Source organism: Actinomadura physcomitrii (assembly GCF_008923205.2).
GTDB classification, from domain to species: Bacteria; Actinomycetota; Actinomycetes; order Streptosporangiales; family Streptosporangiaceae; genus Spirillospora; species Spirillospora physcomitrii.
In genome coordinates this window covers 61,480-79,055 of sequence record NZ_WBMS02000025.1, presented here as the reverse complement: position 1 = coordinate 79,055, position 17,576 = coordinate 61,480, and the positions used below count along the sequence as shown (strand labels likewise).

The 17,576-nt window shown below is 74.0% G+C and carries 12 protein-coding genes; 1 reads left to right on the top strand and 11 read right to left on the bottom strand.

Annotation, left to right across the window (positions count from 1 at the left end; genetic code table 11):
• From F8568_RS47070 to F8568_RS28310, 9 genes are all read right to left on the bottom strand, one after another.
• A partial coding sequence (locus F8568_RS47070) for an RNA polymerase subunit sigma-70 (protein ID WP_202125439.1) occupies positions 1 to 1,344 on the bottom strand: 1,344 nt, incomplete at its 3' end.
• An 11-nt stretch (positions 1,345 to 1,355) separates the two neighbouring features.
• Entirely contained in the window at positions 1,356 to 2,588 is a 1,233-nt protein-coding gene (locus tag F8568_RS28345) for a PP2C family protein-serine/threonine phosphatase (protein WP_151596747.1), read from the bottom strand.
• Between the two features lie 96 nt (positions 2,589 to 2,684).
• Entirely contained in the window at positions 2,685 to 3,746 is a 1,062-nt protein-coding gene (locus F8568_RS28340; protein ID WP_151596746.1) for an acetate/propionate family kinase, read from the bottom strand.
• Between the two features lie 12 nt (positions 3,747 to 3,758).
• On the bottom strand, positions 3,759 to 6,143 hold the full coding sequence (locus tag F8568_RS28335) for a phosphoketolase family protein (RefSeq protein ID WP_151596745.1): 2,385 nt from the start codon (positions 6,141 to 6,143) through the stop codon (positions 3,759 to 3,761).
• A 63-nt stretch (positions 6,144 to 6,206) separates the two neighbouring features.
• Complete coding sequence (locus tag F8568_RS28330; protein ID WP_160573787.1) at positions 6,207 to 6,911, bottom strand: gamma-glutamyltransferase; 705 nt, start codon at positions 6,909 to 6,911, stop codon at positions 6,207 to 6,209.
• A gap of 355 nt (positions 6,912 to 7,266) precedes the next feature.
• Positions 7,267 to 8,805: a toprim domain-containing protein gene (locus tag F8568_RS28325; RefSeq protein ID WP_151596743.1), complete on the bottom strand. Its 1,539-nt coding sequence runs from the start codon at positions 8,803 to 8,805 to the stop codon at positions 7,267 to 7,269.
• A 72-nt stretch (positions 8,806 to 8,877) separates the two neighbouring features.
• Positions 8,878 to 11,604 (bottom strand): AAA family ATPase, encoded by a 2,727-nt coding sequence (locus tag F8568_RS28320; protein WP_151596742.1) that lies wholly within the window; start codon positions 11,602 to 11,604, stop codon positions 8,878 to 8,880.
• Positions 11,605 to 11,710: 106 nt separating this feature from the next.
• Entirely contained in the window at positions 11,711 to 12,631 is a 921-nt protein-coding gene (locus F8568_RS28315; RefSeq protein ID WP_328601054.1) for a serine hydrolase, read from the bottom strand.
• Positions 12,628 to 13,590, bottom strand: coding sequence for a LysR family transcriptional regulator (locus tag F8568_RS28310; protein WP_151596741.1), 963 nt, complete (start codon positions 13,588 to 13,590; stop codon positions 12,628 to 12,630). The genes F8568_RS28315 and F8568_RS28310 overlap by 4 nt, the downstream gene beginning before the upstream one ends.
• A 108-nt stretch (positions 13,591 to 13,698) precedes the next feature.
• Here F8568_RS28310 and F8568_RS28305 point away from each other — a divergent pair, with 108 nt between their 5' ends.
• Positions 13,699 to 15,348 (top strand): penicillin-binding transpeptidase domain-containing protein, encoded by a 1,650-nt coding sequence (locus tag F8568_RS28305; protein ID WP_151596740.1) that lies wholly within the window; start codon positions 13,699 to 13,701, stop codon positions 15,346 to 15,348.
• Positions 15,349 to 15,421: 73 nt separating this feature from the next.
• On the opposite strand, the gene bla is transcribed toward F8568_RS28305, so the two are convergent.
• A complete protein-coding gene (bla, locus tag F8568_RS28300) occupies positions 15,422 to 16,390 on the bottom strand; it encodes a class A beta-lactamase (RefSeq protein ID WP_151596739.1) in 969 nt (322 codons plus the stop codon).
• A gap of 104 nt (positions 16,391 to 16,494) precedes the next feature.
• The gene (locus F8568_RS28295; protein ID WP_151596738.1) at positions 16,495 to 17,526 is read right to left on the bottom strand and encodes a magnesium transporter CorA family protein; all 1,032 of its coding nucleotides are present in this window, start codon (positions 17,524 to 17,526) and stop codon (positions 16,495 to 16,497) included.
• Positions 17,527 to 17,576 lie beyond the last annotated feature (50 nt).

The following is a 17,576-nucleotide window of genomic DNA, read 5'->3' as shown; positions in this document are numbered from 1 at the left end:
CCCCCCCCCCGGTTGGGGGGGGGGGGGGTGTGGTTCTGCGCCCCCCCCACCCCCCCCCCCCCCGCCACAAGTCAACGAGCGGAGCGACGCCGGCGGGCAGAGGTTCCGGGTGCTGCTCGATCCGCCGAGTGGTGCGAGTGGGTAACATCCGGTCCGGTCGAGGGGTGCGCATGGCTCAGATGTGGGTGATGTTCGACGCTGGTTGTCATGTCTGATCGCGCATTGAGTTTCGGGGCAACTGCGGAAGCCCACGAGCGGTTTCGGCCGGGATCGGGGCCGGAACAGGCAAGGCGACCAGGAACGCGGCGGTGTCGGCGATATGGGCGAGCATGGGGGAGCGGCGGAGCAGGCGCATCTCGTCCAGGCGGGTGAGGAGGGCCTGGAAGGCGGCGTCGTCCATCGGCGGGCCGAACTGGGCGAGCTTCTCCGGCGAGAGGGTCTCGGGGAGGCCCGCCGTCCAGATGCCGACGCGCGGACGCCGGACGGGCCGCACTCGTGCGCCAGGTTGCGGACGAGGGCGTCCAGCGCGCTGGTCACCGACGCCACGGTCAGGTCGAGGGCGGCCGCGGTGTCGGCGGCTGGCCAGCCGAGCACGTCCCGCATGATCAGCACGGCGCGCTGCCCGGGCGGCAGGTGCTGGATCGCGGCGAGGAAGACCAGCTCGAGCGTCTCCGCGGTCTCCGCCACCGCCTCCGGGTCGTCGGGGAACGGCTGCAGCCAGGGCAGGAACGGCGGCGCGGTCACCTCGTTCGACGGCGGGACGGGGGACGGCGCGTACTGCTGCGGCCGGCGCTCGTTGCGGCGCAGAAAGTCCAGGCACGCGTTGGTGGCGATCGTGTAGAGCCAGGTGCGCAGGCTGGAGCGGCCCTCGAACCGGTCGCGGTTGCGCCACGCCTTGAGCAGCGTCTCCTGGACGAGGTCTTCGGAGTCGTCGTAGGAGCCGACCATCCGGTAGCAGTGGACCTGCAACTCGCGACGGTGCGGTTCGACGAGCCCGGCGAAGTCGATCTCGTCCTGGAGCGGATTCGTCACGTCGGCCGGCGTTACGGATTCCGTCACGGACCGTGTCGCGTCCGCCGCCGCGCGCGCGATGCGGCGCAGCCGCCCGACCGACGACGACAGTTCCCGCACGTCGGCGTAGAACGGCTCGGGGCGTTCGGGCGCGAGGGTCCGCGCACGCCACTGGATGTCGGAGATCAGGTCGTGGACGGCGTCGCCGCCGGCCCGCCGCGTCCGGTACGCCTTCTGCCGGCAGGCGGCCGAGCAGTACACCGACGCCCGCCCGGGCCGTCCGTCCGGGCGCGGCAGCGCCTTCCCGCACACCCGGCACGCGTTGTCCGCCATGCGCCGAGAGCCTAGGCCCCGGGCTCCGCGTCGGGGGTCCGGCGCAGCACGAGCAGCGCGACGTCGTCCTCGGCGCGCTCGCGGCCGATGAGCGCCGCCATCACCGTGGCGCCGACCTGCTCGGGCGGACCCGCGTGGACGGCCTCGCACAGCCGTGCGATGCCGCCGTCGACCGAGTCGTCCCGCCGCTCGATGAGCCCGTCGGTGTAGAAGCACAGCAGCGCTCCGGGGGGAAGCTTCACCACCGTCGTGTGGCGGGGCGTGCCGTCGTCGAGGCCGATCAGCAGGTCGAACGTCATGTCGACGGCCTTGGCCGGACAGCCGGGCAGGGCGAGGATCGGGGGCGGGTGGCCGGCCGAGGACAGCCGGATCTGGTCCAAGTCGGGATCGCACACCGCGTAGAGCACGGTCGCGGTCGCTTCCGGCTCGAAGTACGCCATCTTCCGGTTGAGCTTGCCGAGGGCCCCGGCCGGGTCGGTCGTCTCCAGCGCGTACGAGCGCAGCGCGCTGCGCATCCGGCCCATCACGACGGCGGCGCCCAGCCCGTGCCCGGCCACGTCGCCCATGACGATGCCGATCTCGCCCGAGGGGAGCTCGAAGACGTCGTACCAGTCGCCGCCGACGGTCTCCTTGCCGGGACGGTAGCGGGCGCCCATCTCCAGGCCGGGGATCTCCGGGAGCCCGGACGGGATGAGGCTGCGCTGCAGTTCCATGGCGCCGGCGCGTTCGGCCCGGCTCGTCAGCGCCTGCACCGCCAGGGCGATGCGGGCGGCGGCGAGCTGGAGGAACTCGGTCTCGTCGGTGGTGAACCGGCGCGGTGTCACCGTGCCGACGTGCATGACCCCGACCAGCCGCCCGCCGCCGATGAGGGGGACGCCGAGCAGGGAGTGCAGGCCCCGCTGGACCAGCAGCCGGTTGTAGACGTTCGCGTGCGGCACGTCGGGGATGTAGACCGGGATGCGCTCGATGGCGACGCGTCCGGCGAAGCCATGGCCAAGGGGGACCTGGACGCCCTGGTTGACCTCCTCCTCGATGCCCTTCGCGGCCGCCGCTTCGAGGAACCGGCCCTGCCGGTCCAGGAGGAGCACGACCGCGGTGTCGACGTCGAGGATCTCGCGGACGCGCCCGAGCAGGGTGTCCAGGAACTCCTCGACGCCCATGTACGCGAACGCCTCGTCGCTGATCGCCTGGAGGTGTTCGAGCTTCCGCGCGAGGCTCTCCAGGGCGTCTGCCGGTCTCTCCATTCCGGCCATCGTATGCGTGATATTCGGCGTTTTACCAGTATTCGCGCAGGTTGGGGGAATGTCATTGCCCTCCGTGCCGCCGGGGCCGGGGCGCGGTCACCGCAGGCACCGGCGGACCCCCTCGGCGATCTCGAGGTCCTCACGGGCGGTGATGACGAGGACGCTGACGGTGGAGCCGGGGGCGGTCACGTCGGCGTCGCCGCGCGCGCCGTCGTTGCGGCCGGGGTCGATGGACACGCCGAGGAAGGCGAGGTCCTCGGCGAGGCGGTGCCGGACGAACGGGTCGTGCTCGCCGACGCCGCCGGTGAACACGAGCGCGTCGAGGCCGCCGAGGGTGGCGGCCATCGCGGCGGCGCAGGCGCGGAGGCGGTGGTGGTAGACGTCGAGGGCGGCGAGCGCGGCGGCGTCGCGGGCTTCGGCGCGCTCGCGGATCTCCCGCATGTCGCCCGTCCCGGTGAGCCCGCGCAGCCCGGACCGGCTCTCCAGGGCGTCGCCGACCCCGGCCGCCCCGACCCCGTGCTCGATCAGCCACAGCGGGATGCCGGGGTCGACGCTGCCGGCGCGGGACGCCATGACGAGCCCTTCGAGCGGCGTGAAGCCCATCGTCGTGTCGACGGAGCGGCCGTCGGCGACGGCGGCCAGCGACGCGCCGGACCCGAGGTGGCAGATCACCGTCCGGGCCGGCAGCGAGCCGAGCAGCTCGCGCGTCCGCCGGACGGCGTAGGAGTACGACAGGCCGTGGAACCCGTAGCGGCGCAGGCCGAACCGCTCGCGCCACTCCGCGGGCAGCGCGTACGTGGCGGCGGCGTCCGGCAGGGTGGCGTGGAAGGCGGTGTCGAAGCAGGCGACGGCCGGGACGCCGGGCAGCGCACCGGTGATCTCCGACAGCGCGTGCAGCGACGCGGGCTGGTGCAGCGGCGCGAGGTCGGCGAGCGCCTCCAGCCGTTCGGTGACCTTCGCGTCGACGACGACGGGCTCGGTGAAGTCGGTGCCGCCGTGCACGAACCGGACGCCGACCGCGTCGGGCGCCGGCATGTCCGCGACCATCGGGGCGATCTCGTGCCGGGCGCCGGCGTTCTCGCCGACGACGGAGCCGTCCGGGTCGATCAAGCTCAGCTTCAGGCTGCTCGACCCGGGGTTGACGGTGAGGATGCGCATCGCGGGCCTCCTCTAGTAGGGCCAGGTCCAGTCGCGGACCTCGGGCGCGTCCTCGCCGTGCTCGCGGGTGTACGCGCGCAGCGCGAGCCGCTGGTCGGCCATGCGCTGGCGGATGTGCGCGACGCGCCCGCCGAGCGAGGGGACGCGGTCGATGACGTCCATGACGAGGTGGAAGCGGTCCAGGTCGTTGAGCATCACCATGTCGAACGGCGTGGTCGTGGTGCCCTCCTCCTTGTAGCCGCGGACGTGCAGGTTGCCGTGGCCGTTGCGGCGGTAGGCGAGCCGGTGGATCAGGTACGGGTACCCGTGGAACGCGAAGATGACCGGCTTGTCGGTGGTGAAGAGCGCGTCGTACTCGCGGTCGGGCAGCCCGTGCGGGTGCTCGGTGTCGGGCTCCAGCCGCATCAGGTCGACGACGTTCACCACCCGGACGCGCAGGTCCGGGAAGAACTGGCGGAGGAGGTCGACGGCCGCGAGCGTCTCCAGCGTCGGGATGTCGCCCGCGCACGCCAGCACGACGTCGGGATCGGCGCCGCCATCGCTCGACGCCCATTCCCAGATGCCGATGCCGCGCGTGCAGTGCGCGATCGCGGCGTCCATCGGCAGCCAGTCCAGCGCGGGCTGCTTGCCCGCGACGATCACGTTGACGTAGTCGCGGGAGCGCAGGCAGTGGTCGCCGACCGACAGCAGCGTGTTCGCGTCCGGCGGCAGGTACACCCGGACGATCTCGGGCTTCTTGTTCATGACCACGTCGAGGAAGCCGGGGTCCTGGTGGGTGAAGCCGTTGTGGTCCTGCCGCCACACGTGCGACGACAGCAGGTAGTTCAGCGACGCGATCGGCCGCCGCCACGGCAGCCGCCGCGTCACCTTCAGCCACTTGGCGTGCTGGTTGAACATCGAGTCGACGATGTGGACGAACGCCTCGTAGCTGTTGAACAGGCCGTGCCGCCCGGTCAGCAGGTAGCCCTCCAGCCAGCCCTGGCACATGTGCTCGCTGAGCACCTCCATGACCTGACCGTGCGGGCCCTGGTGCCCGTCGGTGGGCAGCCGCTCGCCCTCGAAGACCCGGTCGGTGGCCGCGAACACGTCGCCGAGCCGGTTGGACGCCGTCTCGTCCGCGCCCATGATCCGGAAGTTGGCCGGGTTGCCCTTCACCACGTCCCGCAGGAAGGCGCCGAGGACGCGGGTGGCCTCGGACGTCGTCGTCCCCGGCTCGCCGAACGGGACGGCGTAGTCGCGGAAGTCGGGCAGCTTCAGCGGGCGCAGCAGCAGCCCGCCGTTGGCGTGCGGGTTCGCGCTCATCCGCCGCTCGCCCTCCGGCGCGAGCTCGGTGAGCGCGGGGACCGGGCGTCCGTCCTCGTCGAACAGCTCGTCGGGGCGGTAGGAGCGCAGCCACTCCTCGAGCAGCGCGAGGTGCTCCGGGTCGTCGCGGACGCCGGTGAGCGGCACCTGGTGCGCGCGCCAGGTGTTCTCGACCGGCAGGCCGTCGACCGCCTTCGGGCCCGTCCAGCCCTTCGGGGACCGCAGGACGATCATGGGCCAGCGCGGCCGCGCGGTGCCGCCGCCGTCGCGGGCGGCCCGCTGGATGCCGGCGATCTCGGAGAGGGCCTGGTCGAGGGCGGCGGCCATCTTCCGGTGCATCGACGCCGGCTCGTCCCCGCCGACGATCACGGGCCGGTACCCGTAGCCGTCGAGCAGCTGGACGAGCTCTTCCTCGGAGATCCGCGCGAGCACCGACGGGTTCGCGATCTTGTAGCCGTTGAGGTGCAGGATCGGCAGGACGGCCCCGTCCCGCACCGGGTCGAGGAACTTGTTCGAGTGCCACGACGCCGCGAGCGGCCCCGTCTCGGCCTCGCCGTCGCCGACGATGCACGCCACCACCAGGTCCGGGTTGTCGAACGCGGCGCCGTAGGCGTGCGCCAGCGAGTACCCGAGCTCGCCGCCCTCATGGATCGAACCGGGCGTCTCCGGAGCGACGTGGCTCGGGATCCCGCCGGGGAAAGAGAACTGCCGGAACAGCCGCTCCATGCCCGGGCCGTCCCGCGACACGTCCGGGTACACCTCGCTGTAGGTGCCCTCCAGCCACGCGTTCGCGACCGCCGCCGGCCCGCCGTGGCCCGGCCCCATGATGTAGATCATGTCGAGGTCGCGCGCCTTGATGACCCGGTTCAGGTGCGCGTAGCAGAAGTTCAGGCCGGGCGAGGTGCCCCAGTGGCCGAGCAGCCGCGGCTTGACGTCGCTCCGCCGCAGCGGCTCGCGCAGCAGGGGGTTGCCCAGCAGATAGATCTGCCCTACCGAAAGGTAATTCGCGGCTCTCCAGTACGCGTCGATCAGCCGGACCTCGTCGTCGGACAGGGGGACGACCTTGGTGACGGCCTCGGTGACGGCCTCGGTCATGGCGTAGTCCCTTCGGTGGTCGGCATACGCCCGGGAAGGATCACGTCCCCGATACGGCTCCGGTCAACCCCGGTTCAGCGGACGCGGGGAAGGGCGAAGGGACAGGGGCCGTCGCCGCGCAGCCCGCCGCCCGGGCCCGCCTCGATGAGCTGCGCCTCGCCGAACTCCTCGTCCTGCGCCGCCGTCCGCACCAGGTGCCCGTAGCCGGGCAGGCGGCGCGCCCACGCGTCCGGGGCGCCGGCCTGCAGGTCGAGCCGGATCGGGGTGTTGCCCTGCGGCGCCTCGAACGGTCCGAGCCCGCCGGCGAGCCGCCAGCGGGGCGCCGGCGAGCGCGTCCCGCGCCGCCGCGCCGCGCAGCAGCCGCACGAGGATCTGCAGGTCGACCTGCGGCTGGATCCCGCCGGCGCAGCCGAGGACCGCCCGCAACGCGCCATCGGGCCGCGTCGCGACGACCGGGACGAGGGTGTGCGGCGGGCGGCGACGCGGCCCGTACTCGCCGGCCGAGCCGGGCGCCAGCGCGAACCCCGCACCGGGGTTGTGGAGGCCGATTCCGGTCGCGGGCTCGACCAGCAGCGAGCCGAGGCCGGTGCCGTTCGACTGCTGCAGGGCGACGGACGTGCCGCGGTCGTCCACGGCGCACACGCAGGCGGCGTCGCCTGACGCGACCGTTCCGCGGCGGCGCCAGTGCCGGGCCGGGTCGATCGCGGCGCGCAGCGCGGCGATGCGGTCCGGGCGCAGGAGCGCCGCGACGTCCACCGGCGCGTTCACACTTCGACGGTAGTTGCCGGAGCGCCGGGCCGAAAGGCTCGGATGGCGGGCGTTGTCAGCGGGCTTGACAGGGCGCCGGGGCCGAAGTGAGGGCGGCCGGGAGGCCACGGCGGCGGGTGCGCGCCTATCAACCGCGCCGCCGTGGCCCCGTCCCCCCACCCGGTTGTGGAGAGCACCGGTTACAGGGGCGGCGACCGCCGCGGGCCGCCGCCCCGCCCCCCAGCGAACCGGTGGGAACGCCTCCACAAGGTGCGATGAAGCCTGCCGCGTACTCGCGCGTAGGTTCACCGGTCCGGCGGTCCCGTCGCCGAGCGGTCGCTCTCCTGCGACGAGCGGGCATCGGGCCGCGCCATGCTCAGCCGGCCGCGAGGTGGTCGGCGAGCACCTCGGTGACCAGCGGCGCCGGGAGGGCGGTGCGGGCCGCCAGGCGGACGACCTGCCGGGCCGCCCCGGACGGGCGCGCCGCGATCGGCCCGCAGGCGGCGCGGAGCGCGGCGAGCCGCTGCTCGGGGGTGGTGAGGGGACCGCCCGCGCGGGCCGCCGCGGCGTCCACCACCGCGTCCATCAGCGGGACGGTCGTCCGCAGCGCCTGGAGCAGGGCGTCGCGGCCCCGCGCGGCGAGCACGCCGGCCGGGTCCTGGCCGGCGTGCAGCGAGGCCAGGTCGAGCGGGCCGCCGACCCGGCTCAGCACGTCCCACGCGCGGACGGCCGCGGACCGGCCCGCCGCGTCGTCGTCCAGGGCGATCAGGACGCCCGCGGCGCCGAGGTCGGCGGCGTCCGCGAGCGCCGCCAGGTGCGCGGGCGTGAGGGACAGCCCGCAGGTCGCGACGGGCGCGTACTCCGGCGCCCGCGCCGTCTCGACGGCGATCGCGTCCAGCGGGCCCTCGACCAGGACGGGACGCGCGCCCGCCGCCAGCCGCTCCCGGACCTCGTGCAGCCCGTAGAGCAGCTCGCCCTTGTGGAAGAAGCCGGTGTCGGGGCCGTTGAGGTACTTCGGGCCGTCCGCGCCGTCGCGGCGGCGGCCGAGGAACCCCGCGATCGCGCCGTCGGCCCTGCGGATCGGGAACATCGCGCGGTCGCGGAACATGGCGTGCAGCCGCCCCGACGCCCCGTGCCGCGCCAGCCCCGACGCGACGATCGCCTCGTCGGCGTGCCCCAGCGCACGCAGATGGTCGACGAGGGCGTGCGGGGAGTCCGGCGCGCAGCCGATCTGGCGGCGCCGCTGCACGGCCGCCGGGAACCCGCGTCCGGCCAGGTAGGCGGGCACCCAGCTCGCCTTGAGGCGGGCCCGGAAGTACCGGTGCGCGTCCGGCAGGACCCCGCCGGACGGGTCGCGCACGCGGTCGTGGACGCGGCGGGCCGTCCGCAGGATCCGGTCGCCCGCCTCGGCGCCCGCCCAGAACGCGTGCACCGGGAACACCGGCGGTTCAGGTTCGAGGCCGAGCCACGCCAGCACGAGATACTCGACGGAATCGGCCTCGACCGGCGGCAGCCCCCGGCCCAGCTCGCCCGCCAGCCGGTGGACGAGCCCCTCGGGCGGCGCGTTCGGGGCGGGGGCGGGCGGCAGCGGCAGGCCCGCCGTCTGCGCGATGTCGAAGACGGCGTAAGGGCGGCCCGTCCGCGACAGTACCCGGATGCCCGTCTCGCCCTTCCTGACCTGGCGTCCCGCGGCACGCCAGTCCTCGTACGAGCGGACGTCCGTCGCCGCGCGCCACTGCGCGCCGATCAGCAGCGTGTTGACGTAGCCGTGGCGGCGCCCGTGCACGACGGCCCGGCCGAGCCACCACGTCCACGGACGCGTCCCGTCGCGCAGCAGCGACGTCTCATGGGCGGCCATGTCGCGCAGCAGCGCGGCCAGGCGGCGCCGGTCGTCCTCCCAGGGGGTGGCGGTCACGGGTCCCTCGCCTTCGTCGGGCCGGCGGGGAAGCCGTCCCGAGTCATACCCCGGACGCCCCGGGTACAGGCGTCAGAGGTAGAGGCCGAAGAACTCCTCCGGGTGGTCGAGCAGCGGCGGCAGGTCCTCGGCGGTGAGGGTGACCAGCTCCTTCTTCGCGGGCGGCTTCGCCGGCGCGCCGCTGTCCGACGTGCCGGCGGTGCCGGAGGCGCCGACGGCGGCGGACGCGATCCGGTCGGCCTGGTTCGCGACGGCGACGTCCAGCAGGTTGCGCATCAGCCGGCCGTTGCCGAACGACGGGCCGCGCGGCGCGGTCCGCAGCATCGAGCGCAGCGTCTCCTCGGTGCCGGCCGCGAGCCGGAACCCGTCGGCCTCCGCGAGCTGCCGGAACACCGTGATCAGCTCGTCGTCGGTGTAGTCGGGGAAGTGGATCTGCTTGGGGAAGCGCGAGTCCAGGCCGGGGTTGGCGGCCAGGAACTCGGCCATCTCCTGCTGGTAGCCGGCGACGATCACCACGAGGTCGTCGCGGTGGTCCTCCATCAGCTTCACCAGCTCGGCGATGGCCTCGTGCCCGTAGTCGCCCTTCAGCGGCGACTGGGTGAGCGTGTACGCCTCGTCGATGAACAGCACCCCGCCGATCGCCCGCTCGACGAGCCGCCGGGTGCGCGGCGCGGTCTGCCCGATGTACTCGCCGACCAGGTGCGCGCGGGACGCCTCGACCAGGTGCCCGGACGACAGCACGCCGAGCTTCTTGTAGATGCGGCCGAGCAGCCGCGCCACCATCGTCTTGCCGGTGCCGGGGTTGCCGGTGAACACCATGTGCCGCGTCGGCGGGGTGATCCGCAGGCCGGACTCGCTGCGCAGCCGCGCCGCGTGCGTGCCCGCGACCAGCAGCGCGATCTCGTGCTTGACGGTGTCGAGGCCGGTGAGGTCGCGCAGCTCGTGCAGCGGGTTCCCGGCGGACTGCGCGGTGTCGAGGGCGGCCGGGACGTCGCCCTTGCGCACGACGATCTCCGTCCCGTCCTCGGTGCGCTCCCGGACCGCCGCGACGACCTGGTCGGCGAGGTAGGGGGCGAGCCGCGCGTTGCGCAGCGACTGCATCGGCGGCGTCGCCGCCAGCAGCGCGCCCGCCGCCTCCACGGCCTGCCGGGTGGCGCGCGCGCCGCGCCGCTCCAGCGCCCGGCGGAACAGCTCGGCGTGGCCCTGCGCGTCGAACGGCCTGGTCCGCGCGATGCGGAACAGGCCCGGCAGCACCGGGTTGACGTCGCGGATCCGCTCGTCGCCGTTCGCGTCGCACAGCACGACGAGGTTCAGGTCGGGGTGGATCGAGAGCAGCCGGTGCAGCTCGTCGGCGATCGCCTCGCCGTTGCCGGGGTCGGCGACGATGCCGTCCAGCCCGTCGATGATCAGCAGCCGGTCGCCGGCGCAGTCGCGGGTGTCGGCGTGCAGCTTGGCGACCGCGTCCGGCAGCCGCTGGCCTGCGTACAGGTTGTCGGTGACCCACAGCGGGTCGCGGCCGAGCGCGAGCGCCTTGCCGAGCTCCTGCGCCGCGCCCCGCTTGCCGGTGCCGTCCGGGCCCGCGATCAGCAGCCGGACCGGCTCCCTGCCGCGCGACAGCGCCTCCAGCGCGGCGGTCAGCTCGGGCTGCCCGACCAGCGTGCTGGCCAGCTCGGCGCGCGCCCCGGCGGCCGTCGCGCCCGCACCGCCGTCCTCGGACTCCTCGCCGGCGGCGGGCGCCTTGAGGGTCTCGGTGAGCGGGTTGACGACGCGCCGGCGCGGCGCGTACAGCCGGCGCAGGTCGGTCTGGAACTGGCCGACCGGGATCCACTCGGCCTTCGGGAACCACGGGTCGCCGGGCAGGCCCTGCACGATCGCGACGAACCGCATCGCCATGTCGAGCCAGGCGCGGCACGCGTCGGCGGCGCCCGCCACCAGCGCCCGGACGAGCCACGCGCGGGTGCGCTGCTGCCAGGCGTCGGCCTTGAAGCCGCGGCGCTCGGCGGGGAAGCGCTGCTGCAGGTCGTGGTAGCGGTCCTCGCCGAGGGCGGCGGCCAGCTCCGCCGGGATGTGCTCCATGCTGCCCTGCAGCAGCAGCTGGATCAGGTGCGACTCGGCGGACTCGTCGCGCGGCGCGACCTCGGCGAGGATCCCGTACGCGGCGAGCAGCCCCTCGCACACCCAGTCGAGGTAGCCGACGGGGCCGAGCAGCTCGGGGACGGCGGCGACGATGTCGTCGCCGGCGTGCGCGTGCCAGTGCTCGCGCAGCTCCATCTTGGGCAGGTTCACGTCGCACTCGGGCGGGTCGGAGTAGAGCCGCAGCAGCGCCTTGCGGCGCTCCTCCAGCGGCTCGATGCCCTCCAGCACGCCCAGGCACTCGCGGGCCAGCTCGATCGCCAGCTCCCGGTCGGGCGCCTCGATCAGCCAGTCCACCGGCGGGCGCCACCGGCCGCCCGGCGCGTCCCAGCGGGTCATCCGGGTGCTGAGCGTGCCGGGGTTGGCGAGGTGCCGGTGCAGCAGCCGCTCCGGCAGCTGCGACCACGACCCCGCCTTGATCGCGCCGCCGCCGGGCAGGAACGCCAGGATGCCGAAGATCTCCGCGGTGACCAGCGAGGCGGGCAGCGTCAGCAGCTTGTGCTCGTCGGTGGTGAGGTCGGCGGCGCGGGGGTCGTTCGCCAGCGCGTCGATCCGCGCGGAGATCTCCTCGAACAGCCCGTCGGGGACGCGCCAGGGCCCGTGCGCGTAGACGTCGAGCACCGGCTCGTCGGTGAGCAGTAGCTCCAGATGCTCCGGCAGCCGCAACGCGTTCCTCCAAGAGAGATCAAAGCAGGGGTACAGCCTACGTTTACGGAAGGAGTGCTGGATTAGCGGTCGGCACGATCGGCGATATCGGGTCGGCCACGTGCGGTCACCGGCCGGAGGGGGCGCGGCGCAGCGCCTCCACGGCCAGCCGCGCCGCAGTGCCGATCACCGCGTCCGCCTGCGGCAGCACCGCGATCGGCAGCAGCGACCGGGTGAACACCGCCACCGCGTACCGGCCGCCGTCCGGGTACTCCACGACGCCCACCTCGTTGCGGACGGTGAGCAGGGTCCCGGTCTTCCCGCTGACCAGCACGTCGTCATAGGGGAAACCGGACGACAGCCGGTGCGGCCACACCTGCAGCCCGAACAGCCGGCGCATCGCCGCGCACCCGTCCGGCGGGGCCGCCTCGTCCCGCCAGATCGCGGCGAGCAGCCGGGTCATGTCGCGGGGCGTGCTGCGGCTCGTCCGGGACGGGTCGAGGGCGCGCAGCCGGGCCGCCAGGCCGGGCTCGTCCAGCCGCGCCCACACCTCGGGGAACCCGGACGCGCCCGCGTCGGCGAGCAGGTCGTCGAACAGCTGCCGGCCGCCGCCCGTCACCACGGTCGCGCGCAGGCCCAGCCCTTCGGCGGCGGCGTTGACCGCCTCCAGCCCGACCCGCTCCAGCAGCGCGTCCGCCGCCGCGTTGTCGGACACCGTGATCATCAGGCAGGCGAGGTCGCGCAGCGACATCCGCACGTCGTCCAGCAGCGCCGACACCCCGGTCGGGCCGGACGTGCGGTCCCCGGCGGCCAGCGTGACCTGCTCGGTCGGGTCGAGCCGCCCCTGCGCCGCGAGGCGGTGGAACGCCACGAGCAGCGGCACCTTGAACACCGACGCCAGCACCACCGGCGCGTCGGCGGCGACCGCGACCTCCCGCCCGGTGTCGATGTCGGCCGCGTGCAGGAAACCGGTGACGCCCGCGTCCCGGAACGCCGCCTCGATCCGCGCGGCGGCGTCCCCGGCCACCGGGTTCCGCGTGCCGGTCACGCCAGGAACCCCGAGGACGGGCGGGACACGACGCGACGCGGCGGCGCGGCGTCCAGCGGCGCCATCCCGGCCTCGCGGCGCAGCACCGCGGTCGCGACCGCGGTGAAGTCGGCGATGGCGCGCTCGTGCTCGGGGTCGCGGGTGCGCCGCCACGCGCACGACGTCCGCCACACCAGCGGCTCGCCGACCAGCGGCCGCCACGTCACCCCGGCGGAGTCGTCGGTGCGCGGGACGAGCGCGACGGCGGTCCCGGCGAGCACCAGCCCCAGCGCGAACTGCGGGTGCCGCGCCTCGTGCACGGCGGGCGGCGCGTACCCGTGCCGGCGGCACGCGGCCAGCGCCTCGTCGTAGGCGCCCGGCGCCTCCTCGCGCGGGAAGACGACCAGGTCGCGGCCCACGAGGTCGGCGAGGTGCACGTCCGGGGACGCGGCGAGCGCGGCGCCCGCCGGCAGCAGCACCCCGAGCGGCTGCCCCAGCATCGGGCCGAGCCCGAGGCCGCGCGAGTCGCACGGGTGCCGGACGATCCCGGCGTCCAGCGTGCCCTCCGCCAGCGCCCGGACCTGCTCGGCGGTGCCCGTCTCGCGCAGGTCGAGCCGCAAGTCCGGGCGGCGGTCCCGGAACGCGGCGATCAGCGCGGCGACGATCGGGCCGCCGAGGTCGCTCGGCAGCCCGGCGCGCACGGTGCCGACCTCGCCGAGCCGGGCCCGCTCGGCGACGGAGTAGACGCGATCCACGCGGGTGAGGATGTCACGGGCCTCGTCCAGCAGCAGCCGCCCGGGGGCCGTCAGCTCCACCTTCCGGCTGGACCGGTCGAACAGCCGCACCCCGAGCTCGCGCTCCAGCCGCTGGATGCGCTGGCTGAGCGGCGGCTGCGCCATCCCGAGCCGCTCGGCGGCGCGGCCGAAGTGCAGTTCCTCGGCCACCGCGACGAAGCAGCCGAGATGGCCGACGATGTTCACGGCCAGCGACCATATCAGAAACCGTATCGCTGCCACCCGGATATCAATCTTGGACATCTGGACGATGACCTGGTGTTCTTGGGCGTCCAACGACCGAAAGGACATGACATGCGCCGATCCCGCGTGGTCGCCGTCGCCGCCGTGGCGGTCGCGGCCGTGCTCGTGGGGGCGGGGGCGGTGTGGTTCCTGCGGGACGGGGAGTCCCCGGGCGACGCCGCGAAGCGCTACCTGGCGGCGTGGAGCCGCGGCGACTACGCCGCGATGCGCGCCCTCACCGCCGGCCCGCCCACCGACTTCACCGCCCGCTTCACCGCCATGCACGACGGCCTCGGCGTCACCGCTCAGCGCTTCACCGTGGCGTCCGTCGGCAGGCCGAAGGGCGACACCGCCGGCGGCTCCTACACCGCCGCGCTGACCCTCGCCGGCGCCCGCACCTGGACCTACGAGGGCGCCCTCCCTCTCACCAAGAGCGGCGGAAAGTGGCGGGTCGCCTGGTCACCCGAGGTCGTGTACCCCGGGCTGAAGGAGGGACAGAAGCTGACCGCCGCCCGCGCCTGGCCCGCCCGCGCCGACATCACGGCGGCCGACGGCAGCAGCCTAGCCGGGTCGCCGTCCGGCTCCGTCCAGCAGCTCACCGGGCCGGTCGGCCCGGCGTCCGCGCAGGCCGCGGGCAAGCTCGGCGCCCCGTACCGCAAGGGCGACACCGTCGGCACCGACGGGCTCCAGAAGCAGTACGAGAAGCGGCTCGCGGGCACGCCCGCCCTCGCCGTCCAGATCGTGGACGCCGCCGGCAAACCGGTGAAGACGCTCAAACGGTTCGGCGGCACGGACGGCACCCCGCTGCGCACCACGATCGACCTGAAGGTGCAGGCCGCCGCCGGCCGCGCGCTCGGCTCGGCCGCCAAGCCCGCCTCGCTGGTCGCGCTCCGCCCGTCCACCGGCGAGATCCTCGCCGTCGCGAACAAGCCCGGCGGCTACAACCGGGCGCTGATGGGCCGCTACCCGCCCGGCTCCACCTTCAAGGTCGTCACCGCCGCCGCGCTCGTCGCGGGCGGCATGTCGCCGTCCACCAAGGTGCCCTGCCCCGCCACCACGACGGTCGGCGGCCGCTCGTTCCACAACTACCGGCACGAGGACTTCGGGACGGTCGCGCTCCGCGAGGCGTTCGCGCACTCCTGCAACACCACCTTCGCGCGGCTCGCCGTCGACGAGCTCGGGGAGAAACGGGTCGCGCAGGTCGCGGCGCAGTTCGGGTTCAACGCCCCGGTCGTCGCCGGGCTGCCCGCCGTCCGCGCCTCGTTCCCGGCCACCAAGGACGACACCGCGTTCGCCGCGGCCTCGTTCGGGCAGGGCGAGGTGCTGACCAGCCCGCTGAACATGGCCGCGGTCGCCGGCGCCGCGGCGAACGGCGTGTGGCGCTCGCCCCGGCTCGTCGACGCGTCGCTGGTCGCCAAGGCGGTGGACGCCGCCGGCCGCAAGGCCGAGCCGCCGCACCGGCTGGAGCCCGCGGTGAAGTCGGCGCTGCACTCGCTGATGCCGGCCGTCGTCAGCGAGGGCACCGCGCGCGGCGTGGACTTCCCGCCCGGGACGGCCGGCAAGACCGGGACGGCCGAGTACGGCTCGGGCACGAACCCGCCGACCCACGCCTGGTTCATCGGCTACCGCGGCGACCTGTCGTTCGCGGTGATCGTCGAAGGCGGCGGCACCGGCGCCGAGGCCGCCGCCCCCATCGCCGCCGACTTCCTCAACGCCCTCTGACCGAACCCCGTTCACTTGCGGCGAGTCGTCGTTATGCGCACGGCCATAACGACGACTCGCCGCAAGTCGACGGTCAGTGGACGGACTTGGCGAGGATGCTCGCCGTCTTGGCGATGGCCGGCTCGTCGGCCGTGCCGTCGGGGGTCAGGCGGTTGGTGGTGATCACGATGATCACCGGGGCACCGGACGGGGGCCAGGCGATCGCGATGTCGTTGGCGGCGCCGTAGGTGCTGCCGGTGCCGGTCTTGTCGCCGACCGTCCAGCCCTTCGGCAGGCCCGCGCGGATGCGGTGGTCGCCGGTGACCGTCTGCTTCATCCAGCCGATGAGGCGGTCGCGGTCCGCGCGGACGAGGGCGCCGCCCGCGGTGAGGGCGCGCAGGTCGCCGGCCCAGGCGCGCGGGGTGGTGGTGTCGCGGAGCTCGCCCGGCCTCCAGATGTTGAGGTCGGTCTCCCAGCGGTCGTGGCGGCTGACCCGGTCGCCGAGGGAGCGCAGGAACGCGGTGTCGCCGGCCGGGCCGCCGATCTGCCTGAGCACCAGGTTGCCGGCCGTGTTGTCGCTTTGCGTGATGGCCGCCTTGCACAGGGCGGCCACGGTCATTCCCGTCTTCACGTGCTTTTCGGTGACCGGCGAGTAGTCGACCAGGTCGCTCTTGCTGTAATGGATGACCCGGCTCATCAGCCCCGGATCGGTCCGCCGCGCCTTCCGTAGGACCGCGCCGCACGCCATCACCTTGAAAGTGGACGCGAATGGGAACCGCTCGTCCGCGCGGTAGGCGAGGAAACGCCCGGTGCCGGTGTCGACCGCGTAGGCGCCGATGCGGTCTTTGCGGGATTTCTCGAGAGCTTTCAACTGCTTGGTGACGGCGGCCTGGGACGGGGCCGGCCGGCCGCTTGAAGAGGCGGGGAGGGGCGCAACCTCGCTCTGCGGCGCGGCCTCCTTGCCGGAGGATCCGGTGGAACCGCACGCCGCCGCGCCGGTGAGGGCGGCGGCGGACAATGCGATCGCCGTGGTCGTGCGGAAACGATGGTCGTCTTTGCGCATGGGGAGAGCAGAGCAGAGCCCGAGCGGCCGTGTCCAATATCGATATCAGTGGCGTACTGATATCGATCTTGATATTTGTACTGTTCGGCGCCCTTGCCGCCGAGTCAGAGCCAGTCGCGGAATTTGAAGACGGCATAGAGCGCGACGCTGCACACCACGATGACGATCGAACTGACGATGAATCCCGCATGCGAGGAGAACCCCGGATACGGCACGTTCTGCCCGTAGAAGCCGGTGACCGCCGTCGGCACCGCGATGATCGCCGCCCAGCTGGTGACCTTCTTCATCACCTCGTTCATCCGGTTGCCCTGCAGCGCGATCCGGGTGTCCAGCAGGTTCGCGACGAGGTCGCGCAGGCTGTCGGTCCACTCGCCGACGCGCAGCGTGTGGTCGTAGACGTCCTGCAGGTAGGGCACCAGATCCGGGGCGACCATCCGCAGGTCACGGCGGAGCAGGGTGTTCACCACCTCACGCATCGGCAGCGCGACCCGGCGCAGCGCCACCAGGTTCTTGCGCAGCCGGAAGCTGCGCCGCTGGATGTCCCGCATCGGGGACGACTCGTCGAAGATCATCGACTCGACGTCGTCGGCCTCGTCGTCGAGCGCCTGGACCGCGTCCAGCTGCCGGTCGACGACCAGGTCGAGCAGGTGGTACAGCAGATAGCCCGCGCCGGTCGAGGCGATGTCCACGCCCGGGCTCTCGTCCCACCGCTTGACCAGCGCCTCGATGTCGAAGCCGGGGCCCTGCCGGACGGTGACCAGCGCGCGCTCGGCCAGGAACGCCGACACCTCGTCCAGCGCCAGCTCGCCGTCCTCGATGCGGGGCACGTAGACGTTCAGGAACGCATACCCCTCGTAGCGGTCGATCTTGGCCCGCTCGTGCCGGGACACCGCGTCCTCGACCGCCACCGGGTCCAGGCCCAGCTCGTCGCTGATCACCCGCAGGTCGGCGCGCTGCGGCGCGCACAGGTCGACCCACACGACCGTGCCGTCCTCTTCGAGGTAGTCGCTGACCTGCGCGACCGGGAAGTCGTGCTTCTCCAGCGTGCCGTCGCGCCAGACGCGCGTGCGCGGCGGGGGGACCTCGGCCCGGTCGTCCGGGAAGGGTTCGGCACCGGTTTCGGAGGGATGCGCCATGGGCCCCCTTATACCCGAGCCTCCGGAGGATCACGGGGTGCGTCCGAGAT

Bases quoted from the DNA above. Each gene is read 5' to 3' on its own strand.
- F8568_RS28335 (WP_151596745.1), bottom strand. From the start codon at position 6,143: ATGACCGAGGCCGTCACCGAGGCCGTCACCAAGGTCGTCCCCCTGTCC.
- F8568_RS28340 (WP_151596746.1), bottom strand. From the start codon at position 3,746: ATGCGCATCCTCACCGTCAACCCCGGGTCGAGCAGCCTGAAGCTGAGC.
- F8568_RS28305 (WP_151596740.1), top strand. From the start codon at position 13,699: ATGCGCCGATCCCGCGTGGTCGCCGTCGCCGCCGTGGCGGTCGCGGCC.
- bla (WP_151596739.1), bottom strand. From the start codon at position 16,390: ATGCGCAAAGACGACCATCGTTTCCGCACGACCACGGCGATCGCATTG.
- F8568_RS28345 (WP_151596747.1), bottom strand. From the start codon at position 2,588: ATGGAGAGACCGGCAGACGCCCTGGAGAGCCTCGCGCGGAAGCTCGAA.
- F8568_RS28295 (WP_151596738.1), bottom strand. From the start codon at position 17,526: ATGGCGCATCCCTCCGAAACCGGTGCCGAACCCTTCCCGGACGACCGG.